The organism is Chryseobacterium antibioticum (genome assembly GCF_012927325.1).
GTDB classification, from domain to species: domain Bacteria; phylum Bacteroidota; class Bacteroidia; order Flavobacteriales; family Weeksellaceae; genus Chryseobacterium; species Chryseobacterium antibioticum.
Window position 1 is genome coordinate 59,447 of sequence record NZ_JABBGI010000014.1, and the last position, 21,320, is coordinate 80,766.

The window sequence follows — 21,320 nt, forward strand, 5'->3', positions numbered from 1 at the left end:
ACTCATTATTGCAGCTGTAGGAATTTATTTTTTAATGGTGTTCAAATTATATGGGCTTATAACCCTATTAATTATCAGTGATTTATTTTGGCGAATATTAAATCTGCATTAAAAAATCAATCAATCGTTTGATTTGTTTAAAATCTTATGTACATTTGCGCCCTGAAAAATAGAATTGCTATGGTTTCAAAAGAAGAAAATATATTATTTGCTGCAGAGAGGCTTTTTGCTGAAAAAGGCTTTGAAGGAACTTCCACCAGGGAAATTTCTAAGGCAGCGAATGTAAATATTTCTATGATTTCGTATTATTTCGGATCCAAAGAAAAGCTGTACGAAAAATTAGTAGAATACAGGATAAGTGAAGGTCAGTTCTTTGCTAGGGATATTCTTGAAAGAACAGATATCAACGAATGGCAGAAGATCGAAAAGATCGTTGATCAGTTTTCAGGAAGAGTAAGACATCATAAATGTTTTTACAGAATCATGCAGCGTGAACAGCTTTACACAGAGAATACACAGATTGTGGAATTTCTAAAGCAAACGAAGATGGGCTTCATCTCAATGTACTCGCAGGTTCTTGAAAGCGGACTTAAAAAAGGAATTTTCACAAAGAATCCTCCGATCTATTTACTTCATGCTACGGTAAGCGGAACTTTATTCTATGCATCCAATGCCAAAGAGATGTACAAAGAGTTTCTAAATGATACGGAAGACGATGAAGTTTTTGAAGAAAAATATTACACAGAACTTAATAAACATATAAAATACTTACTAAAAGACCTTTTAGGTTATGAAGAGAATAAATAACTCGGTGTTCGCATTATCCCTGTTTATGGGAATTGCAGCCATAAATGCTCAGGAGAAAAAACAGCTGACTCTGGACGAAGCCGTGCAGCTGGGAATCCAGAACAGTAAAAGCCTTAAGATCGATACCGCTAAGATCGAAGAAGCTACGGCAGATCTTTTGGAAGCTAAAAACAGACAGCTTCCTGAATTGAAAGTTTCCGGGAGCTATATGTATCTTCCTATTAAACCTACTGTTGATTTAAAGCTTTCCAGCGTTTCAGGAGCGGGAGCAGCAAGTCCGGAAGTCCATCAGGTTGCCTATGGATCAGTTAATCTTAGTGTTCCTGTTTACAACGGTGGAAGAATTAAGTATGGTATTCAGTCTGCCAAATATTTGGTGGAAGCCTCAAAATTAAGTACGGAAAATGATAAAATAGCGATTGCTTATAACGTTGCCCAAGCTTACAATAATTTATTTAAAGCGAATCAATCCATCAAAGTTTTAGAAGAAAACCTTACGGCTTCTCAAAAAAGAGACGAAACGTTTCTGAAGCTTGAAAACAATGGAGTTATTGCTAGAAATGACCGTTTAAAAGCCAACCTTCAGACCTCAAATATCGAATTGCAGTTGCTGGAGGCTAAAAACAACTACAATATTGCCAGCATCAATATGGATCTGTTATTGGGAATTCCTGAAACTACAGAAATTGAAGTTGACCAGAATTATATCGATGAAGGATCAGAGGTAAAAGCAGTTGATTATTATATCAATGAAGCTAAAGAAAACCGTAAAGATTTACAGGCTTTAGCGCAGCAAAGAAAAGCTGCAGAATTGGGATCAAAATCGGCAAAAGCTGAAAACCTTCCTTCCATAGCCTTTACCGGAGGATATGTTGCGGCAGATATTCCTAAGTTTCTTACGGTGTACAATGCGGTGAATGTTGGGGTAGGAATTTCTTACAATTTATCCAATATCTGGAAAGAAAATTCTTCATTGAAACAGTCTCAGGCAAGAGAAAAGCAACTGGCAGCAACCGATGAGTTACTGAATGATAACATTAAGCTTGACGTGAACAGAGAATATCAGAACACAGATTATTCTAAAAAGAGAATCGCAGTGTATGAGAAAGCCGCTGAACAAGCTAATGAGAATTACAGAATTACAAAAAACAAATATGATAACGGTTTGGCAACCATGACCGAACTTTTGGACGCAGATGCAGCCCAGATTTCTGCAAATGTAGGAGTTATTAATGCAAAAGCAGATGCAGCACTGGCTTACAGAAAACTATTACAAACTACAGGAACTTTAACATTTAAATAAGATTAAGACCAAAAATGGAAAATAATAATACACCAGCAATTGAACCTAAGAAGAAAAAAAGTTTAGTTTTTCCAATCATTTTAGCGGTTGTCGTTGTGGTAGGAGGAATTTACGGTTATAGAACCTATTCTTACGGACAGATTCACGAAGAAACAGACGATGCTCAGATTGCTTCCAACATGAGCCCTGTGATTTCTAAAGTTTCGGGTTACGTAACGCAGATTAAAGTAAAAGATAATCAATTTGTAAAGAAAGGAGATACTCTGGTTATCCTTGACAACGGAGATCAAAAAATGGCTTTGGTACAGGCTGAGGCGGCTTTAGAGACAGCAAAAAGCAATATTTCAAATGCGCAGGCAAGCACAACAGCAACGTCTAAAAATATAGGAAGTTCACAAGCGGCTGTTACAACAGCAAATGCTCAAATCGAAGCAGCAAAAGTAAATGTTTGGAAAACCAACCAGGATTTGAAAAGATATTCTGTTTTAGTAAAAGACCATTCAATTACAGAACAACAATACGAGCAGGCTTTGGCAGCAAAACAATCTGCAGACAGACAATTACAGGTTTTGGTTGATCAGAGAAATCAGATCGCTCAACAAACTAGTATAGCTTCTTCTCAGACTGCTGCAAGTTCTCAGCAGATCAGCGTTGCAGGTTCAGTGGCTAAACAGAGAGAAGTAGATGTGGAAAATGCAAGACTGAATCTTTCTTACACCATTATCCTTGCTCCGGAAGACGGATTTGTTGGAAAAGTTCCTATCCAGGCAGGACAGTACTTACAGGCGGGATCACAGTTATTCAGCTTAGTTAAAAATGACCAGAAATGGGTGATCGCCAACTTTAAAGAAACTCAGGTTGATAAAATGTTAGAAGGTCAGAAAGTGAAAATCGAAATCGATGCTTTCCCAGATACAGAATTTGACGGAGTGGTAAGTTCATTCTCTCCGGCTACAGGTTCTACATTCTCTATTCTTCCTCCGGATAACGCGAGTGGTAACTTCGTGAAAGTGGTACAAAGACTTCCTGTGAAAATAGACTTTGTAAAACTGGATCTGAACGTTGCTAAAAAACTGAGAACAGGAATGAATGTGAAAGCTGAAGTTTCGCTTAAATAATATTAAAACTGTGAAATAAGTGAATTGTCAATTTTGCTGATGCAAGTCAATGACTGGGGATTACATGAAGTTGAACATTGACAACGAAGTTGATTAACCATTGACAATTCACCTTTTTACATTGTAAAAAACTATGCAAGATTCATTAGTAGAATATGGAGTCCGAAGAGTGATCATTACGATCACGGCTATTCTTTGTGCTTTGCTGGAAATTGTGGATTCCACGATTGTGAACGTTGCCCTGAACGAGATGAAAGGTAACCTGGGTTCCACACTTTCTGAAGTGGGATGGGTAATTACGGCGTATGCCATTGGTAACGTTATTATTGTACCGATGACAAGCTGGCTTTCCCAACAGTTCGGACGAAGAAATTACTTTGCAGCTTCTATTATCATTTTTACCGTATTTTCTTTTTTATGCGGTAATGCAGATAATATTTGGGAGCTGGTATTTTTCAGACTGTGTCAGGGAATTGGAGGTGGAGCCTTACTGGTAACATCGCAAACCATCATCACAGAATCATATCCTGTTGAAAAAAGAAGTATGGCTCAGGCTATTTATGGTTTGGGAGTAATTATTGGTCCTACATTAGGTCCGCCATTGGGAGGTTATATTGTAGATAATTTTAGCTGGCCTTATATTTTCTATATCAATATTCCTATCGGGATTGCGGCCACTTTAATGACATTACAGTTTATCAAGAGTCCGAAATATGCTGAGAAACGTAAAGCTTCAGATGTAGACTGGTTGGGAATTGCTTTATTGGCGGTTACGGTAGGTTCATTACAGTATATCTTAGAAAGAGGACATGAAGAAGACTGGTTTGCGAGTGGATGGATTGTACTATTTACAGTATCAGCAGTTTTAGGATTTATATTATTCCTCTGGAGAGAACTTACTTTCAAGTATCCGATTGTAGAGCTAAGAGTTTTAAAAAACAGTAATTTAAGGATTGGAACGGCCATGTCCTTTGTATTAGGATTTGGTTTATATGGTTCTACGTTTATCGTTCCGTTATATACCCAGAGTATTTTAGGGTGGACGGCCTTAGAATCCGGAGCATTAATGATTCCCGCGGCGTTAACAACCGCTTTCATGATGCCTATTATTGGTAAGTTGCTTTCAAAAGGCGTAAAACAGCAGATCTTAGTATCTTTAGGATTATTTACCTTCTTCGTTTATAGCTTCTGGGGATATAAAATTCTAACTCCGGACACCGGTAAAGAAGCATTCTTCTGGATGTTGATGGTAAGAGGGGCCGGATTAGGACTACTGTTTATTCCGATCACATCCTTATCATTAAGCACCTTGAAAGGTCAGGAAATTGGCCAGGGAGCAGCATTTACAGGAATGATGAGACAGCTGGGAGGATCTTTCGGGATTGCAGCCATCACCACCTTTATTGCCAATGCCAGCCAGAAATACAGAGTCAATTTGATTTCTCATTTAGATTCCAATGACTTTGATGTCCAACAGAGATTGAATGGGTTAAAAGCAAGCTTTATGGCGAAAGGTATGACTCCCGATGCTGCAATGAATGCCGCCTATAAAATGATGGATCTCACCGTTACCAAGCAGGCAACAGTATTATCTTATATGGATGTTTTCCTGTATTTAGGAATTGCCTTCTTAATTTGTATTCCGTTTATCTTATTGGTAAAAGAACGAAAAAGCAAAGAAAAAATAGATTTAAGTGGTGTACACTAAATAATATTGAAATAAATAGAAAACCTCCGGAAAATTCCGGAGGTTTTTTTGTGGAAATTATTTCATTAAAAGAAAATTCTCCAGTTTAAATAAAAACATGTAGTATTAGCGATGTCATCCTGAGCATAAACTGAAAGTTTACGAACGCAGTTCGCAAGGATCTAAAGCTTAATATTCTTAATAACTTAAAGATTCTTAATGGTTTAAATTGTAATCGTTTATTTAATTTCCGCTGTCCATTCAATACCACTGATATCAATCAGCTTTACCGCATGAATATCTTCTTTTTTCACAGAAATATCATTGAGACTGAAAGTCAGATCGGCCTTTGCTCCAAGCGGAATAATCAAACTGTGTTTTCCCGGTTTTACTTTAGCCACATAATGATTGCTGATCTTTTCTTTTGGAAACTTTGATAGTTCTTTTGGTTCTAATGCTTTTAAAACATTCCCGTTGTTGTCCAGAATATGAATACCGATCAAAAAAGAACCGTAAACATCTGCACCTTGGGTTCTGTACACCTCAAATGTCAGATCTGAACTGCTGAGAACAATATTAGAGATTTCAACATTAGGTTTTACAGATTTATTATGCAACGTTCCCCAGACTCCGCCATGGAAATACTGATTGGTATACAGCGTAAGTCCGAAAATTAAAGCAGAACCTGCGAGTACCAGCGTTTTTGGTTTTGATAAAGGAAGAACGCCGGATCCCAGCCATAGAAACCATTTTTTATGGGTAAAGTTTTTATTGTGCTTGATGAAATAATGATCCAGAGAAAAAGAACCGCTTCCGGTAAGAAATAAAACAAATCCACCCGCAATTCCTAAAACACCGATTTGCCACTCATCAAGACACGTAGTTCCGATCCAGCCGGAACCGAGAAGAATTCCCATGGCCAAGCCAAAGATCCCGATGCTCATGAATCTGGTAAACAGCCCTAAAATAATGAATAGCCCTACAATACCCTCAACAATGGTAAAAGTAACCATGGAAGTATGTAAGGCATCCGGATGGGTAACCAGGTATTCTATAAGAGGTTTTATCCCTAAAGCGTTAGGCAGGAAATGGTTGAATTTCTCTCCGATATATCCCGCTTCATCGGGAATAAGTTTGTTTTCGAGGACGAGTCTGCGCCAGAAGGCTGAAAAGTAAGTCCATCCGATCACAAGACGGAGTGACAATGTGTAGAGTCCGGCCAGGTCATAAGACCGGCTGTCTGAAATATGTTTCATTGAAATTGTATTGTATTAAAAGACTTTTTGTAGAAAAACTGATTAAGATAAGATCTAAACCAGATGTAATTTCAATCTTTTAAATAAGATATATTTCGGGGGACTGTTTCCGGTAGAATGTCCGGAATACTTATTCTGAAAAATTATTGCCCCTTCATGAGGAGATGGAACAGCATTTAAAGCCGTAAAGTATTTGTTTTCCTTAGATTTTAAGCTGTTTTTGGAAACAGAGCTTCTGTTTGAAGAACTTTCCGTTACACTGTCACAGGCATAGGCTTGAGCAGAAGTGGTTGTCTTTACTTTATTTAAGGCAGTGATATATTGAATATCAAAAATACGAAGAAGGTCTCTTTTCAGAGAACATGGAGAAAGTGAGAACACCATCACAAGCATCATTACGATGGCTTTATAGATCTTTATATGGGCTCTTAGATTCTGCATTCTGACAAAACTACGCATTTCTGATTCAAGTCGGCCAAAGATTTTTGATTTGTTTTGGGGTTGTTATGTTTAAAAATTACGTTAACAATAAAATTAAGATAGGGCGAAACAGGTTATTTTAATAAGGGAGTTATAAATTTCACAAATTCAGCCTGTTGATCCACAAACAGGTAATGGGAACAGTTATCAATGATCTTGAAATGATTTTTTCCAGCCATATTTTCCATGTCCTTGAGCTGTTTCACCGAAAATATTCCATCGTCTTTTCCATAAACGGCAAAAATCGGAATTCCACTTTTCTTTATTTCTTTCAAAACAGGAGTATTATCAAGGTTGTTACGGGGTTCATTTTTATAAAACTTCAATGGTGATTCCGGGTTTCTGAAATTCGTGGCATAAAATGCTCCTGCTTCGTATTCCTTTCTCAATTGTTGACTCTCAGAAGTAGGAGTCGGCATCGTGAAGAAATTCATTTGGCTTGCTATTTCATAACATCTTTTTCTATAAGCAGCCGAGTTCTTGCTCAAGTTTTCAATCTCACCAATTTCTTTAAGTTTTAGAGAATCATTTTTGAACTTTTCTTTAGCTTGTTTTAAGATATGATCATAGGTTTCCTGTTGGGAAAATAAAGCGCCAGCCAACGTGAGTGAACTTACCTTGTCAGGAAATTGTCTGGTGAACAAGGTTCCGATAATTCCTCCAAAACTGTGGGCCAGGATATTGGCTTTCTTGATTCCATAGGCTGTATAGATCTGGTTGAGGTCCGCAAAACTTTCTTCAAAGGTCATGGTCGCATTTTCATCTTTAGATCTGCCTTCTCCGCGTCTGTCGTATACAATAACATAAAATCCTTTATCCGCCAGCTTTTGAGCTGTAGTTCCTTCAAATAGGGTCGCATTTCCACTTGGTCCGCCGTGGATGAAAATGATGGGATGATCCTTCGGGTTACCATACGCTTTAGTATATATTTTCTGGGCATTAAAAGAAACAAATATCAGGATAGAAAGGAAAGATAGAAAAAATTTCATAGTTTATTTTGAGACTTCTAATGTATAATGTTCTGCAAAAATATGAATCATAAATTTGAAAATTAAAACACTACTGACTAACAGTTGTCACAATCCTGTCTTATCTTTATCAGCTGAATGGCTTCGAATTATCAAAAGCATTAATTTCAAAAAACAAAAGTAATGGATCAAAATAATTTTGACGGAATTATTAAGCGCTCACTGGCGATCAGAGAAAAGTATCATGAGCTGGAACGCCAGCATCACGGCACGGAATGGACTTTAGAAGAGGATGCTCTGGCTTATCTTACGGATGCAGGACTGGTAGGCAGAGATATCATGTCACACCAAAAAAGATGGCTGAAAAAAGATTCTGCAGCAGAACTGGAACATAAATTAGGCGAGAATATCTGGTGGCTGATTGTATTGGCAGACCGCACTGGTATTGATATTAAAGAAGCTTTAGACCAATTTTTAACCAAAACAGAAAAATTATTTTAATGAGTTATTGTTTAGCAATAGACGGCATGCAACCCGAAAGCAGAAAAGAACTGCATAAAAACTACCACGACAATTATTACGGATTTCCTATCCATGATGATAATGAACTTTTCGGAAGGCTTATACTGGAAATCAATCAGGCAGGACTGAGCTGGGAAACCGTTTTAAAAAAGGAAGACAGTTTTAGAAAAGCTTACCACAATTTTGATATTCAGGCCATTGCCGCCTATACGGAAAAAGATCGCGAAAGGCTTATGAATGACGCCGGAATTATCAGAAACCGACTCAAAGTAAATGCTGCCATTGAAAATGCAAAAACCATCATAGAATTGCAGAAAGAATTTGGATCATTTGAAAAATGGCTGGAACACCATCATCCGAAAACCCTTCAGGAATGGATGAAACTATTCAAAAAAACATTCAAATTTACAGGTGGAGAAATTGTCAATGAATTTTTAATGAGTACAGGATATTTGAAAGGGGCGCATGCCGAGAGTTGCCCTGTTTACCAGCATGTGCTGGAACAAAAGCCGCTTTGGAAGGAGTAAGAGTTGAGTTTTTTGAGTTTTGGGCGGCGGAGAATCCGCCGCCCAAAACTCAAAAATAAATAAGACCATTAAATCTTAATGACAATATTAATTTCATCAATAGGGACGGGCTTTAGCCGAATAAATCAATTGGCTTTAGCCAAAATTTAAATTGAGCTCTTTTATACCTTCTGTGGTTCAGAAACAATCTCCTTATCACGCATAATCTCCTTATGCTCTTTTCCCCACTTTTCAAATTCCAGAATGATGGGCTTTAGCTTATAGCCAATCTCTGTCAGTTCATATTCCACACGCGGTGGAACTTCAGCATAGACAGTTCTGGTGATGATCCGGTCTTCTTCCAGCCTGCGGAGTTGGAGGGTGAGCATCCGTTCTGTGATGTTGTTCAGCTTTTTTCTGAGCTCTCCAAATCTCAGTTTTCCATTGATGAGGTAACAGCAGATGGCGAGTGCCCATTGTCCGCCAATTGTATTGGAAGCGTAGATCTCCGGACATTCGTCGGAAAGCGCTTTTTTATTGGCAAAATTGGTCGATGTTTCTTTTATTTTAGTCATTACTTACATTTTTTATAGTACCATACAATTGGATACTAATGTCTGAAATGTAAGTTACGTATATTATTTTTGCTGAAGAAATGTAAACGAAAAATGAAAACATTAATCATAGTTATTCACCCCGATATTGAAAAATCGGTGATCAATAAAAGATGGATCGAAGAATTAAAAAAAGCTCCCGAAAAATACACGGTTCATTCTTTATACCAAGCCTATCCGGATGAAAAGATAGACGTTGCAAAAGAGCAGGAGTTGATAGAGTCTTATGACAGGATAGTCTTCCAGTTTCCGTTCTACTGGTTCAGCAGTCCGCCGCTTTTGAAGAAATGGTTTGATGAGGTGCTTCTTTATGGTTGGGCCTACGGAAGTAAAAGCGGTTACAAAGCAGGAGGAAAGAAGATGACATTGGCTGTCACCGCTGGAATTGATAAAGAAGGCTACAGCGCAGCAGGAAAATACAAATATACCATGAACGAGCTTTTCCGTCCTTATGAACTGACTTTTGACTACATCAAAGCAGACTATAAAGACCCTTTTGTTTACTACGGGATAGAAAACGATTCCTCCAAAGAATGGGTTGAAAGAAGTGTGTCCATGTATCTGGAATTTTTGGATAATTTGTGATTTTGATTCATTTAGTTTTTATTCCTACCCAAAACAATATCAATTCTTCTTTCAGCCTCCTCAAGAGAAATTCCATTATAAAAATCTTGAACAAAAGGATGCTTAAAATCTTCATGCGGATAAATAAAAGGTCTTCCCATCTTATTGTTGACAATCACATTAACAGGAATACTTTCCTCAAAATCATAATCCGGAAGGTAATTGGATAGCCAACCGAAATATCCTGCTTCGAACTCTATATTATCATAGTTCTCTACATATTCATTAAAACTTTTTTCGCTTAATGAAACCCAGACTCCATATTCCAGATCCTGACAGCTGTCTGCCACTTCCTGAACCATTACAGTACGGATAAATCGGTGCGTCTGTTCTTGATCCTCAATGACGCACAGATCTGATGTCAGTTCTGCATTTTCAAGTTCTTCTTCAGTTAAATCGGAGTAAAAAATCGGAGCATTGTAGACTATGGCTGGCCAGTCTTCTTTTTCTTCTCCACAACATTTACAGATGTATTTCATAGTAACTCATATTTATTTATAATGCTGGTAAAATTTATTGTCAAAAATTTCCAATGGATCGTATGTTCTTTTCAGAACGAAAAAAGAATCAGTTTGAGGATATACTTTTTTCATCTTTACCCTATCGATATGCAGACGGTAAGGCAGATAAAATGTTCCTTCATTTTTAAGAGTAATATCAACGAGTTGGTTAGTCAGGATTTTCATTGCGTTTTCCTGTTTCACTGTTTTCTTTTGGTTAAATAATAAAACAAATCCAAATACATTTTCCCTCGCATAATTCATGTAACTATCTTCATCTTTATTAACGGCCCGGATGGTTATATTGAGAAGATCCAGTCCTGAACTTTTCAGAACGGGCTTCATATCTTTAATAAATTGATTAAAATTTCTTTCAGGGATAAAATATTCCTGTAGCAGGTCCGTAGAATTTGGGTCTTTATTTTCAATCAGAGAAACGTGGTCATTGAGCAGTTCATTTCTGGAATAAACAGCATTTTTAGTCACTTTGTTCATTCCTGTTTCCAGATCCCAGCGAAGCCTTTTTCCGTATTCACTGTTGACGGTACTTCGGAAAACGAGACGTTTTGTTTCTGCATTTTTTGCATTTTGAACAGATAGTGGAAGCGGTTTTTCATTTGCCTTTTCAAAATAATTAATGGTGGCCTCTTCCAGAAAATGTTTGTCCGAGATCTTTAGTCTCCCGAAAACCAGATTGACTTCAGGATGATCGGAAATAAATTTCTTATAATAATCAGTATAGTGATCCGAGCTTAAACGGACATATCGGTATTTCAACGCAGTATTGTCAACCACTTTTAACTTGACATCCAAAATAATTCCGAACAGACCGTAGCCTCCAATCACCAGCTTAAAAAGTTCAGGATTTTCTTCCCTGCTGCAATTCATAATTTCACCGTTGTGATTCATTAAAGTAAATGAAACAACAGTTGAAGCTACCGGAGGAAGGTTTTTCTGCCATCCGTGACCGTTCACACTTATGGAACCGCCTACGGAGAATGAACTGAATGCTTGCATCACTGCAATTGATTTTCCTTTTTTGTCAAGATATTTTATAGCGTCTTCCCAAAGAGCTCCCGAACCAATGGTCAGGATATTATTTTCAGAATCCAGCTCCATGTGTTTGTAAGGGAGCATATTGAGGAGAATTCCATTGGGGTAAATGGTGTGTCCACCCATGCTGTGCTGTGCTCCGGCAATGGAAATCTTTAACTTTTTTTCTCTGGCATATTTCAGGATCTGGCGCAGCTGATTTTCAATCTCCGTTTTCGATGACGGAACTTTTATTAAAGTATCTATTTTTGTTAAATTCAATTGACTGGCATCATCCGTATAACCTTTTGGAATTTCTGTTTTATGATCAGACTCACTCCATTTTGTTTTAAGGACATGAATGACCGGAATAGAAATGAATATAAGGAGCATTAGAATTCCGATGGCAAAAAAATATCTTTTCTTCATTAAAATATTAAAACTCTAAAATACTCAAAATTCCTTATCCCACAGTCGGTGTATCCGCTTCCTTCAGGATCTTTTTCTCTTTCATTGAAAGCATCATCCTTTCATATTTATATTTTTCCCAGTCGAACTGATTAAGAAAGTCAAGAGCAGCCTGAAAGCCTCTGTTGAAAAGATCCTCTTTTTCTTCTCTTTTCATAAAAAAATTTAGCCAACTGCTTGTGCCGCAATTAACGGATTGAATGCTGTAAAGACGGTAAAAGCTATGCTTTGTTAAAAATGACTTATCATTAAAACCTTTTAACGTGCTGATAATGTTTCCAGCATAAGAAAATGGCGTTTTAAGAATTTCTTCGCTGGTTTTTCCTTTTTCAGACAGAAGATCAGAATCGCTGGTAAGCTGTACCCCGAAAAGTGGCATTCTCGGATAAAATACATCGCTGGCATGAAAAATATCGATGGGGAAGTTGGAAATACTTCCGCCGTCAATGAAAAGTCCGGAAGGGTAGAGGTCCTCAGGCTTTGTGTTCATCCAGAATTTCCAAGCATATTTCACGGAACTGTCATCCCTGTCAATCATTTTCCGGAACGGTTCAAAAAAGAAAGGAACAGACATGGAAGCTCTCACAAATTCGGCTGGGCTGACGTGCTTCAACTCTTCTTCAGACCAATATAAATTAGCCATTGTAGGAAGCTCTACTTTGATTTTAGCATTGATATCCGTTGTAATGACGATATACTCTGAACGAAGCTGGTAAAACGGATTGTTTTTGTAATAATCATTATTCACCGCACTTTCGTAGAAAATTCTATAACGTGTCTGATCAATATGTTCAAGGTTTTTATCTTTGATGGCTTCAATACTTTTTAAAGCGATCGTATAATATTCCTGTGTATTTCCGTAACGGTAATTGAGATTGAGATCATATTCTTTCTGAATGAATTTTTCATTTAGCTGAGCCACCGTTTTGATCCCGAAACCATCCAGAACGCTTTGCATGGCATCTAAAAAAGCATTCCCCGGATTGAAGCCGCTGTTCTGTTTTCTGAAATCATTGTAAAACTTTTTGATACAGAAAAAAGTGATGATCACCGGAATTAAAGGAATCAGGAATAGGAGTTTTGCATTCAGTGTAGTTTCCGGTCTGGATGCAAAGGGAATGATTACCAGAATCACCATAATAACTGCCAAAATAATGGTATTGATCTTAAAGAAATCCTTATTGTTCAGAATCGCATGAATCGTGGTTTTTACATAGGTCTTTCCGTCCATGAAATCGGCAAAGTTCCAGCTGAAAAGGATATCCTTGATTACCTCGCTTTTGGCTTCCTCTTTAGTTTTGCAGGCAGCAATAAGCATTGTATTGATGGCTCCGGCACTCGTTCCTGCCACTTTCAGAAACCGAACCCCGAATACCTCCAGACCATAAAGATAGCCAACCAGAGCGCTTCCCCAGACACCGCCTCCTTCCTGAACAAATTCTACATACTGGTTTCCCTGCGTATCCAGCAGATCAGAAAATTCCCTGGAGGAAATATTCTCATGGAGAGCCGTAAGCTTGTCTTTAGATTCTCTGGAGAGTACGTGTTCCTCAAGAATTTTGTTTAGAATTTCGGTTTTCATGATGAGTTTGATGTTTGGTGATGTTGGCTAAACGCAAAGATTGTATTTATCATCCGTCATTGCGAACCGTAAGGTGAGGCAATCTCAAATGCGATTTAAAGTTAGTAACAAATCCTTACAGCAGCTTAAGTGTTTTCCCCTTTTTTGCTGTACAATTACCATTGTTTACGCCTTGCATAAATAAATGTGCAGATCACCACCAAAGCCATGAAACCTAACGTTATAAAATATCCATATTTATGATGCAGTTCGGGCATATTGTCGAAATTCATTCCGTAAAGACCCGCAATAAAAGTAATTGGTAAGAAATATACCGAGTAAATCGCAAGAACTTTCATGACCTGATTGGCTTTCTGATCTGAGAGTGCAAGAAACATTGAAATAAGGTTGGTAATCTGGATGTTTAAATGATCAAAATCTGCTACAACATCTTTGTGTTTGTCTTTTAAATCCACGATCTCGGAATCCTGAAGATCCAATAATTTAAATTTATCTACGGCATCCGTCGAAATAGTCAGTACCCGGGAATTCAGCCCTGATTTTCTTTTCAGCTTATACAGTCTTCTGATCTGGTTCGTATGGTTGGTATTTTTAAGAAAAATTTCGTTTTCAATATTATCCATTGTTTCCAGAAGGCTTAATGATTCATCATCGAAACTTTTCATGATCAGGAGGGCAATCACTAAAGCAATTTTTGAAGAGGAAACTTCGGTCTGCATGGCAGAAATCTGTTTTTTTGTCTCCAAAATACTTTTCGTTTTCATCCTGTGGATGGTGATGATGGTATTGTCCAGCAGAAAAATTCCGATTTTTGTGCTGATATCGCTTATGGTGTTGAGGTTTTTTCTTTCCAGCTCCGTACTTTCACGGAGAAGAAAGAATTTTACATTGCCATCCTCTTCGTATTTCGGAAGGTGGTTTGGATCCATGGTATCTTCCAGAAGAAGGTTGTTGATCTCATATCTTTCGTGAAGAAATTTCAGGTCCTCCGCAGTGGGAGCCTCTACATCTACCCATTCACATTGGGAGTCTCTGTATATCGTGTCGATTGGCATATAATAAAAATACTAATATTTTGAAAAACTATGGATTAAATAATTTTATCTTTGCCAAAATTAAAAAAACTATATGATTAAAAGTACAATAAAAGGGATCGGATTTTATGTTCCAGATAATGTTGTTACGAATGATGATTTAGCTAAACTGATGGCGACCAATGACGAGTGGATTACGGAAAGAACAGGCATCAAAGAAAGAAGACACAGACAAAATAGAAATGATTCTCAGGAAACCACGGCTTATCTGGCATTTAAAGCCTCTGAAAAAACTCTTGAAAAAGCCGGACTGACCGCTCAAGATATAGATTATATTGTTTTCGCAACACTTTCTCCGGATTATTATTTCCCGGGATGTGGTGTTTTGCTTCAGGATATGCTGGGTTGTGATACTATTGGAGCTTTGGATGTAAGAAATCAATGCTCAGGATTTGTATATGCGGTGAGTGTGGCCAATGCTTTTATCAAATCGGGAACCTATAAAAATATTCTTGTGGTAGGAGCGGAGGTTCATTCTTTCGGACTTGATTTTTCTGATGAAGGAAGAGGCGTTTCTGTGATCTTTGGAGATGGGGCAGGAGCCATCATACTTTCAGCAACGGAAGATGAAAATGCGGGAGATATTCTGGCGGTAAATATGCATTCTGAAGGTAAATATGCAGATGAATTATGCACACAATTCCCGGGTTCCAAATTCGGATGGAGTGACAGAATGAGAAAAGAACCTGAAAATGTAACCGATAAAGAAGTTTATCCAATCATGAACGGAAATTTTGTGTTCAAGCATGCAGTAACAAGGTTTCCGGAAACCATGCAGGAAGCTTTAGATAAAGCTGGAAAAACCATCGAAGATCTGGATATGTTCATTCCTCACCAGGCGAATCTTAGAATTGCCCAGTTTGTACAACAGAAATTCGGACTTCCGGATGAAAAGATCCATAATAATATTCAGAAATACGGAAATACAACTGCCGCTTCTATTCCTATCGCTTTAAGCGAAGCTATTGAAGAAGGAAAGATCAAAAGAGGAGATTTGGTACTTCTTTCAGCTTTTGGAAGCGGATTTACATGGGGAAGTGTATTGTTTGAATACTAAATACAATAACAACATAGAAGTTTTAATGACTTCTCCAATTGATTATAAAAGGAAGCTGCTGCTTCCTTTTTTTGTTGAATGCGGTGTTGAAATTAGGCAAATTTAGGTCACTGCATCAATTTTTTTTGCCTACATGAAAAAATTTAGGTAGAGGTAAATGTTTTAATAATGATGATATTTTTATGTTACTTTGTCGAGAACTCTAACATGATTAAAATATTGAATGGGGACATTTTTATCATCTTCTCTTTTTATCAAGATAAAAACTCTACTGAAAGTTTACGAATCTTTTAATAAAACATTAGCTTTTACTCTTTTGTTTTCTTTTTGTCCTGCTTTGTTTTTTGCTCAAGCTACGGCTACTGATATTAAACAAATAAGTGATGGGTTATGGATTCATTCAGATGATTTGAATGCTTCCGGAAAATATAAAGAGGCTTTAACCCTTAATCAAAAATTAATAAAACATTCTCAAAAAATAGAATATAGTGAGGGAATAGTGCGAGGATATTGTAATATAGCAATTATATTATCCAAGTTAGGAAAATACCAGGAGAGTTTTTCTTTTGTAAGATTAGCAGAAAAAGAAAATAAGGAAAATTCCGATAAAGGAATGGAATCTGTGATATACAGTACAAAAGGCTTTATATATTCATCCTTAGATTTCCAGAATAGATCATTACACTATCTTAAGAAGGCTCTTGTCATGTCTGAGACTATTGATGATAAGCATAAACGGGGAAAAGTAAGGGCATTTACCTATAGCCATATGATGTATATTTATGAAAATAGTGAGAAAATGGATTCTGCATTTTATTACAGTAAAAAGGCTTTTCATGAATTAAATAATGCTTATAATAGCAGTGTTTTAGCCTATTGTTATTTATATTATAAAAAAGATATAGATTCTTCTGAGTATTATTTACAGTATGCCGGGAATGAAATTAAAAGAAAAAAGTCTTCACCATTTGAGCGGTATACACTGTATCGGTTTTTTGGAGAGTTGCATGAGCAAAAAAAAGACTATGACTCCTCTGCCTATTATTATCATAAGGCTCTGCAAATAGGAAAGGAAACACATCTGCCAAAACTTACACGGGATTCATATTGGTTTCTTTGCAATATTGCTGAATTACAGAATGATGAAAAATCAGCAGCAGCCTACCTGCGAAAGTATACAATTTTGTCTGACAGCCTTTCCAGAAGTCAGAAAAAACAAATGGATTTCCCCATACAGCAATATATAAAAGATAGTGAAGAAGCTTATAGCCTTAAGGAGGATAGACTGAAATATCTTATTGGATTGGTAACTATTATATTTACTTTGTTGTTATTAGCTTTTATCAAAAGAAATAAAAACAAAGAAACTCTTTTTAAAAATACGATAGAAGAAAAGGATGAGGTAATTATGGAAAGAGAAATTGAAACCCGCCAACTTAAAGATAAAGTTAAGGACGGTTTTGAAGAAGTGGTCTATCTGGCAAAAAAAAATAATCCTGAATTTCTCACTCGCTTTATAGAAGTTTATCCAGACTTTTATCAGGCTTTATTAAAAATATACCCGGACATTAATTCTGAAACATTAAAGTTCTGTGCTTTATTAAAATTAAATTTTTCAACAAAAGATATTTCCGAATATACTTTTGTTACCCCTCGTGCTGTTCAGATTCGCAAAAACAGACTTCGAAAAAAATTAAACATTTCATCAGAAGAAAACATCTATGTTTGGATAAGTCAGCTATAATTGAAAACAATCTCATCACTGGCTTCTGGTAAATCTATCTCTTTCTTAGGATAAGTTTTCAATAAAACAGTGAGCTATGAATCATTAATTAAAAACGTAATGCATTGAATATTAGTGATGTGTTTTTATTGTGTTAGCTGTGTGATAGTTGTTTTTTTTGAATCTTCTACCTTACTTGTTTTATTTGTGCATCAAATTGATGTGATACTGATATCTCACAAAAAATCATATCAAAATAGTTATAGTAAAAATGAGAATAATTAAACAGCATTTTTTGCTGGGATTGCTATTTAATATAAAGCGTTTCTGAACACAAATGAAAAAATTAAAAACTTCAATTAAAAAAAAAATATTTTTTAGCTTGGTCATTTCTTTCCCTATGTATGCCTCAGCTCTGCAACATGAAAATTTTAACCCAAAATCACTGGATCAAAAACTTTGGGATTTATCCCCCAAACTAGCGGATGACGGGAATTTTGAAAAAGTGATCACCATAAACCAAAAATTAATTGAAGAATGCAAAAAAGCAGATTACATTAGAGGGGTCATAAAAGGATATTGTAATCTGGGGAATATTTTCTGTAGAATGGGAAAGTATAAAGAAAGTCTATCATTGCTTCAACTTGCTGAAAAAGAAAATAAAAAGCTTGATGACAGGGAAATGGAATCTAACATTTATTCGGAATATGGTTATAATTATTATTTATTGGGACTATACACACAGGCGTTAGAATATTTCAAAAAATCTTTAGCATTAACCAACTATATTTCGGGTAGAAATAGGAAAGGATTGCGGCTTTTCGCATACAGTAATATTATTTCTATTTATGAAATTCGAGAAAAACCGGATTCGGCTTTTTATTATAGTAAAATTAATTTTAATGAAGTAAAAGATATATTTAACAGCAATACGCTTGCCTATCACTATATGCACTATAAAAAAAACTTGGATTCTACAGAATACTATCTGAAATACGCTAGTAAAATATCAGAATCAACACCTGGGAAATCAGTTTTTGAGGACTATAGCTTAAGTAGGAATTGGGGCGAATTTTATGAACAAAAAAAGAATTTTAAAGAAGCGAAAGTTTTCTACGATAAGAGCTTGAAGTTTGCGAAAGTACTGAAATTACCTTTTGAAATACGAGATAGCTATTGGCTATTACATCGAATTTCGGATAGCTTAAAGGATGAAAGATCTTCAAATATTTATTTAAAAAAATACACTCAATTGTATGACAGTCTTTCAAAAACACAAGATGTGGAAGCAGAATTTCCAATCCAGCAATATATAAAAGATAAAGAGCAGGAATATAAAGACAAGGAATTCAGATTATATTATATCATCTTATTAATATTGGTTTTTGCAGCAGTATTTGTATATGTACTGATCAGGATAAATAAAAGAAAAGAAAAATCTTTAGAAAGTAGAATACAGGATGAAAGAGAAAAAATAATAGAAAAAGAGAAAGAAACAGATCATCTGAAATTTAAAATTAATGAAGGATTCGATGAAGTTATAAGACTTGCCAAAGAAAACAATCCTGAATTTGTAACGCTCTTCAGAGAATACTATCCTGAATTCTGCAGTGCACTTATCTATATATATCCTGACATTAATAATGACACCCTTAAATTTTGCGCGCTGCTGAAACTTAATTTTTCTACAAAAGATATTTCCGAATATACTTTTGTCACAACACGCGCTGTTCAGATACGAAAAAATCGTCTTCGGAAAAAAATCGGAATTTCTTCAGAGGAGGATATTTATTTATGGATGAACAATTTAGGTTAATTTCTAAATAATATTTTTACTTGATTTTCAGTGGTTTATGACGTGTGATATCTATGTGATATCTGGTTTCTGTGATCGGCCAGACTTTTTGTCTTCCTTTGTTACCGAGATCAAAACCATTACATAAATGATGAAAAAGAATGATTTTAAATCCCACGAATCTTCTTCTATACCAGGTAAAATTTTCAATGAAACTTTGTGATAGATTTTGAAACCTATCCGTATAATTTTAAAAAAAAAATGATGAAAAAAAATTTTAATCTATTAGCGGTAGTATTTTCTGTTTCCGCATTTTCCCAAGTAGGAATTAATACTGTTGCTCCTCAGGCTAAACTCCATATCAATAACACTGGAGCTCTCGCTCAGGCTTCTGCATTGAAGATAGAAGGTGAGATTCAGATACAGTCTGATGCGGTTACCCCTGCTTACAGAAAGCTCTTATTAAATGCGAATAAAGATGTGGTATCTGCTCCTGCAGATGCGGTAGCATTTAAGTTACTCTCTGTATTTACAGCTTCAACAGATGCCGGAACCGCTTATATGACAGCCGATTTAGGAAGCGAAATCCGCCGGGTACTCTTTAATAATGTTAGATATGAGGCTGTTACAGGCTCCTTTAATACGGCAACAGGTATTTTTACAGTGAATTCAACCGGTTTTTTTAAAATTGAAGTAGGACTATTGGTAAGAAATGCAAATAATATCGCTGCAGGTACTGCTGCTATGCGTCTGGGAGTCTCTGTGGCCAATGAAACAAATTTCCAGAATGGAAATGCAAGTTTTGCTTTTTTGACACAAAGACTCAACCAAAGTACAGCTGCCAGTATTCCTGAATGTATTCAGGTATCTGGGATCATTTATCTCAATGCAGGTGAACAGATTGCTGTAGGAACAAGATATATGAATCCAACTGCATGGCCGATAAACACTGAACTGATTAATTATAAAAGAGAAAATGTGAATTATTTAACAATCACTTATTTAACACAATAATATTTTAAATAATACATAGAGTATTGGCATAAAAACGACACCCTGAAAATTTATTTTCAGTGGTGTCGTTTTCAATTTCAGAAAGGATGAAAGAGAATAATATTCAGAAGTATGCAAATGAAGTTGCTGCTTCTATTCCTATCGCTTTGACGAAGGAAAGAGCAAAAGAAAGGTCGCTTTCAGCATTCAGAAGCGGATTTACGTGAAAAGTTACATTGTCTAAATGTTAGTTGTTTTTTTTTTTTTTTTCAATTATCAGTGAATAAAACTGCATTATTTTTTTTATTTTAATAACAAAATAACGCTTTTGTTAAAAAAAATTAAATAAAAGTTTGAATTGGTTTTCAAATTTACTAACTTTGCTATGGTTAATTTATAAAACCAAATACAATGAAAAAAAATATATTACTTGGGATTTTTCTATTTCCCTTATGTGCCTATGCTCAAGTAGGAATTAATACAGCGACGCCTCAGGCCAAACTTCATATCAATAACACAGGAGTTCTGGCTCAGGCTTCTGCATTGAAGATAGAAGGTGAAATTCAGGTGCAGTCTTCTGCAATTACTCCTGCTTACAGAAAGCTCCTGTTAAATGCTAATAAAGATGTGGTATCTGTTCCTGCTGATGCGGTAATATTCCGATTGCTCTGTGCATTTACACCTTCAACAGATGCCGGAACCGCTTATACGACAGCCGATTTAGGAAGCGAAATCCGTAGGGTACTCTTTAATAGTGTTAAGTATGAGGCTGATGCAGGTTCTTTTAATGTGGCAACAGGTATTTTTACAGTGAGTGAAACAGGTTTTTTTAAAATTGAAGTAGGATTATTGGTTAGGAATGCCAATAATATCGCAGCGGGTACTGCTCCTATGCGTCTGGGAGTCTCTGTGGCCAATGAAACAAATTTCCAGAATGGAAATGCAAGTTTTGCCTTTTTGACACAAAGACTCAACCAAAGTACAGGTTCTAGTATTCCTGATTGTATTCAGGTTGCAGGGATAATCTATCTTAATGCAGGTGAACAGATTGCTGTAGGAACACGATATATGGATCCAACCGCATGGCCGATAAACACTGAATTGATTAATTATAAAAGAGAAAATGTGAATTATTTAACAATCACTTATTTAACACAATAGTATTTTAAATAATGCATAGATGATTAGTAT

20 protein-coding genes are annotated in these 21,320 nt (G+C 36.1%); 12 read left to right on the forward strand and 8 right to left on the reverse strand.

Annotated elements, in window-relative coordinates; translation table 11 throughout:
• Nucleotides 1-147: 147 nt before the first annotated feature.
• The 4 genes from HHL23_RS12235 to HHL23_RS12250 all read left to right on the forward strand — a co-directional run bounded on the left by HHL23_RS12235 (nucleotide 148) and on the right by HHL23_RS12250 (nucleotide 4,936).
• On the forward strand, nucleotides 148-807 hold the full coding sequence (locus HHL23_RS12235) for a TetR/AcrR family transcriptional regulator (RefSeq protein WP_228464736.1): 660 nt from the start codon (nucleotides 148-150) through the stop codon (nucleotides 805-807).
• On the forward strand, nucleotides 791-2,110 hold the full coding sequence (locus tag HHL23_RS12240) for a TolC family protein (RefSeq protein WP_169235090.1): 1,320 nt from the start codon (nucleotides 791-793) through the stop codon (nucleotides 2,108-2,110). The genes HHL23_RS12235 and HHL23_RS12240 overlap by 17 nt, the downstream gene beginning before the upstream one ends.
• 14 nt (nucleotides 2,111-2,124) lie before the next feature.
• Nucleotides 2,125-3,228: an HlyD family secretion protein gene (locus HHL23_RS12245; protein WP_169235091.1), complete on the forward strand. Its 1,104-nt coding sequence runs from the start codon at nucleotides 2,125-2,127 to the stop codon at nucleotides 3,226-3,228.
• A gap of 133 nt (nucleotides 3,229-3,361) precedes the next feature.
• Nucleotides 3,362-4,936, forward strand: coding sequence for a DHA2 family efflux MFS transporter permease subunit (locus HHL23_RS12250; RefSeq protein ID WP_169235092.1), 1,575 nt, complete (start codon nucleotides 3,362-3,364; stop codon nucleotides 4,934-4,936).
• Nucleotides 4,937-5,154: 218 nt separating this feature from the next.
• Here the strand turns inward: HHL23_RS12250 and HHL23_RS12255 are convergent, their stop codons facing one another.
• The 3 genes from HHL23_RS12255 to HHL23_RS12265 form a co-directional block, all read right to left on the reverse strand.
• Nucleotides 5,155-6,171, reverse strand: coding sequence for a TQO small subunit DoxD (locus HHL23_RS12255; RefSeq protein WP_169235093.1), 1,017 nt, complete (start codon nucleotides 6,169-6,171; stop codon nucleotides 5,155-5,157).
• A 54-nt stretch (nucleotides 6,172-6,225) separates the two neighbouring features.
• A complete protein-coding gene (locus tag HHL23_RS12260) occupies nucleotides 6,226-6,612 on the reverse strand; it encodes a hypothetical protein (protein WP_169235094.1) in 387 nt (128 codons plus the stop codon).
• A gap of 113 nt (nucleotides 6,613-6,725) precedes the next feature.
• Nucleotides 6,726-7,640 (reverse strand): alpha/beta fold hydrolase, encoded by a 915-nt coding sequence (locus tag HHL23_RS12265; RefSeq protein ID WP_169235095.1) that lies wholly within the window; start codon nucleotides 7,638-7,640, stop codon nucleotides 6,726-6,728.
• Between the two features lie 162 nt (nucleotides 7,641-7,802).
• Here HHL23_RS12265 and HHL23_RS12270 point away from each other — a divergent pair, with 162 nt between their 5' ends.
• The gene (locus HHL23_RS12270) at nucleotides 7,803-8,120 is read left to right on the forward strand and encodes a nucleoside triphosphate pyrophosphohydrolase family protein (RefSeq protein ID WP_169235096.1); all 318 of its coding nucleotides are present in this window, start codon (nucleotides 7,803-7,805) and stop codon (nucleotides 8,118-8,120) included.
• Nucleotides 8,120-8,668: a DNA-3-methyladenine glycosylase I gene (locus HHL23_RS12275; RefSeq protein ID WP_169235097.1), complete on the forward strand. Its 549-nt coding sequence runs from the start codon at nucleotides 8,120-8,122 to the stop codon at nucleotides 8,666-8,668. The genes HHL23_RS12270 and HHL23_RS12275 overlap by 1 nt, the downstream gene beginning before the upstream one ends.
• A 161-nt stretch (nucleotides 8,669-8,829) precedes the next feature.
• Here HHL23_RS12275 and HHL23_RS12280 read toward each other — a convergent pair whose 3' ends face one another.
• A complete protein-coding gene (locus tag HHL23_RS12280; RefSeq protein WP_169235098.1) occupies nucleotides 8,830-9,222 on the reverse strand; it encodes a winged helix-turn-helix transcriptional regulator in 393 nt (130 codons plus the stop codon).
• Nucleotides 9,223-9,315: 93 nt separating this feature from the next.
• On the opposite strand from HHL23_RS12280, the gene HHL23_RS12285 reads away from it, so the two are divergent.
• Complete coding sequence (locus tag HHL23_RS12285) at nucleotides 9,316-9,846, forward strand: NAD(P)H-dependent oxidoreductase (RefSeq protein WP_169235099.1); 531 nt, start codon at nucleotides 9,316-9,318, stop codon at nucleotides 9,844-9,846.
• An 11-nt stretch (nucleotides 9,847-9,857) separates the two neighbouring features.
• Here the strand turns inward: HHL23_RS12285 and HHL23_RS12290 are convergent, their stop codons facing one another.
• The 4 genes from HHL23_RS12290 to HHL23_RS12305 form a co-directional block, all read right to left on the reverse strand.
• Nucleotides 9,858-10,364, reverse strand: a complete 507-nt coding sequence (locus HHL23_RS12290; protein ID WP_169235100.1) for a DUF2199 domain-containing protein — start codon at nucleotides 10,362-10,364, stop codon at nucleotides 9,858-9,860.
• A gap of 12 nt (nucleotides 10,365-10,376) precedes the next feature.
• On the reverse strand, nucleotides 10,377-11,846 hold the full coding sequence (locus HHL23_RS12295; RefSeq protein WP_169235101.1) for an FAD-binding oxidoreductase: 1,470 nt from the start codon (nucleotides 11,844-11,846) through the stop codon (nucleotides 10,377-10,379).
• Nucleotides 11,847-11,880: 34 nt separating this feature from the next.
• Nucleotides 11,881-13,467: a patatin-like phospholipase family protein gene (locus HHL23_RS12300; protein ID WP_169235102.1), complete on the reverse strand. Its 1,587-nt coding sequence runs from the start codon at nucleotides 13,465-13,467 to the stop codon at nucleotides 11,881-11,883.
• A gap of 155 nt (nucleotides 13,468-13,622) precedes the next feature.
• Nucleotides 13,623-14,522, reverse strand: a complete 900-nt coding sequence (locus HHL23_RS12305) for a magnesium transporter CorA family protein (RefSeq protein WP_169235103.1) — start codon at nucleotides 14,520-14,522, stop codon at nucleotides 13,623-13,625.
• Nucleotides 14,523-14,595: 73 nt separating this feature from the next.
• Between HHL23_RS12305 and HHL23_RS12310 the strand changes: the two genes are divergently transcribed.
• From HHL23_RS12310 to HHL23_RS12335, 5 genes are all read left to right on the forward strand, one after another.
• Nucleotides 14,596-15,618: a 3-oxoacyl-ACP synthase III family protein gene (locus HHL23_RS12310; RefSeq protein ID WP_169235104.1), complete on the forward strand. Its 1,023-nt coding sequence runs from the start codon at nucleotides 14,596-14,598 to the stop codon at nucleotides 15,616-15,618.
• 223 nt (nucleotides 15,619-15,841) lie between these two features.
• Entirely contained in the window at nucleotides 15,842-17,362 is a 1,521-nt protein-coding gene (locus HHL23_RS12315; RefSeq protein ID WP_169235105.1) for a tetratricopeptide repeat protein, read from the forward strand.
• A gap of 316 nt (nucleotides 17,363-17,678) precedes the next feature.
• Nucleotides 17,679-19,157 carry a tetratricopeptide repeat protein gene (locus HHL23_RS12320; RefSeq protein ID WP_169235106.1) on the forward strand — a complete coding sequence of 493 codons (1,479 nt, stop codon included), beginning with the start codon at nucleotides 17,679-17,681 and terminating at the stop codon, nucleotides 19,155-19,157.
• Between the two features lie 243 nt (nucleotides 19,158-19,400).
• Entirely contained in the window at nucleotides 19,401-20,150 is a 750-nt protein-coding gene (locus tag HHL23_RS12325) for a hypothetical protein (protein ID WP_169235107.1), read from the forward strand.
• A gap of 390 nt (nucleotides 20,151-20,540) precedes the next feature.
• The gene (locus HHL23_RS12335) at nucleotides 20,541-21,290 is read left to right on the forward strand and encodes a hypothetical protein (RefSeq protein WP_169235108.1); all 750 of its coding nucleotides are present in this window, start codon (nucleotides 20,541-20,543) and stop codon (nucleotides 21,288-21,290) included.
• The last annotated feature ends 30 nt before the right edge of the window (nucleotides 21,291-21,320 follow it).

What these genes read in the sequence shown, in the direction of transcription:
- HHL23_RS12290 (WP_169235100.1), bottom strand. Translation starts at nt 10,364, where the DNA reads ATGAAATACATCTGTAAATGTTGTGGAGAAGAAAAAGAAGACTGGCCA.
- HHL23_RS12305 (WP_169235103.1), bottom strand. Translation starts at nt 14,522, where the DNA reads ATGCCAATCGACACGATATACAGAGACTCCCAATGTGAATGGGTAGAT.
- HHL23_RS12280 (WP_169235098.1), bottom strand. Translation starts at nt 9,222, where the DNA reads ATGACTAAAATAAAAGAAACATCGACCAATTTTGCCAATAAAAAAGCG.
- HHL23_RS12270 (WP_169235096.1), top strand. Translation starts at nt 7,803, where the DNA reads ATGGATCAAAATAATTTTGACGGAATTATTAAGCGCTCACTGGCGATC.
- HHL23_RS12235 (WP_228464736.1), top strand. Translation starts at nt 148, where the DNA reads ATGTACATTTGCGCCCTGAAAAATAGAATTGCTATGGTTTCAAAAGAA.
- HHL23_RS12260 (WP_169235094.1), bottom strand. Translation starts at nt 6,612, where the DNA reads ATGCAGAATCTAAGAGCCCATATAAAGATCTATAAAGCCATCGTAATG.
- HHL23_RS12325 (WP_169235107.1), top strand. Translation starts at nt 19,401, where the DNA reads ATGAAAAAAAATTTTAATCTATTAGCGGTAGTATTTTCTGTTTCCGCA.
- HHL23_RS12320 (WP_169235106.1), top strand. Translation starts at nt 17,679, where the DNA reads ATGAAAAAATTAAAAACTTCAATTAAAAAAAAAATATTTTTTAGCTTG.
- HHL23_RS12255 (WP_169235093.1), bottom strand. Translation starts at nt 6,171, where the DNA reads ATGAAACATATTTCAGACAGCCGGTCTTATGACCTGGCCGGACTCTAC.
- HHL23_RS12245 (WP_169235091.1), top strand. Translation starts at nt 2,125, where the DNA reads ATGGAAAATAATAATACACCAGCAATTGAACCTAAGAAGAAAAAAAGT.
- HHL23_RS12285 (WP_169235099.1), top strand. Translation starts at nt 9,316, where the DNA reads ATGAAAACATTAATCATAGTTATTCACCCCGATATTGAAAAATCGGTG.
- HHL23_RS12300 (WP_169235102.1), bottom strand. Translation starts at nt 13,467, where the DNA reads ATGAAAACCGAAATTCTAAACAAAATTCTTGAGGAACACGTACTCTCC.
- HHL23_RS12310 (WP_169235104.1), top strand. Translation starts at nt 14,596, where the DNA reads ATGATTAAAAGTACAATAAAAGGGATCGGATTTTATGTTCCAGATAAT.
- HHL23_RS12295 (WP_169235101.1), bottom strand. Translation starts at nt 11,846, where the DNA reads ATGAAGAAAAGATATTTTTTTGCCATCGGAATTCTAATGCTCCTTATA.
- HHL23_RS12335 (WP_169235108.1), top strand. Translation starts at nt 20,541, where the DNA reads ATGAAAAAAAATATATTACTTGGGATTTTTCTATTTCCCTTATGTGCC.
- HHL23_RS12275 (WP_169235097.1), top strand. Translation starts at nt 8,120, where the DNA reads ATGAGTTATTGTTTAGCAATAGACGGCATGCAACCCGAAAGCAGAAAA.
- HHL23_RS12250 (WP_169235092.1), top strand. Translation starts at nt 3,362, where the DNA reads ATGCAAGATTCATTAGTAGAATATGGAGTCCGAAGAGTGATCATTACG.
- HHL23_RS12240 (WP_169235090.1), top strand. Translation starts at nt 791, where the DNA reads ATGAAGAGAATAAATAACTCGGTGTTCGCATTATCCCTGTTTATGGGA.
- HHL23_RS12315 (WP_169235105.1), top strand. Translation starts at nt 15,842, where the DNA reads ATGGGGACATTTTTATCATCTTCTCTTTTTATCAAGATAAAAACTCTA.
- HHL23_RS12265 (WP_169235095.1), bottom strand. Translation starts at nt 7,640, where the DNA reads ATGAAATTTTTTCTATCTTTCCTTTCTATCCTGATATTTGTTTCTTTT.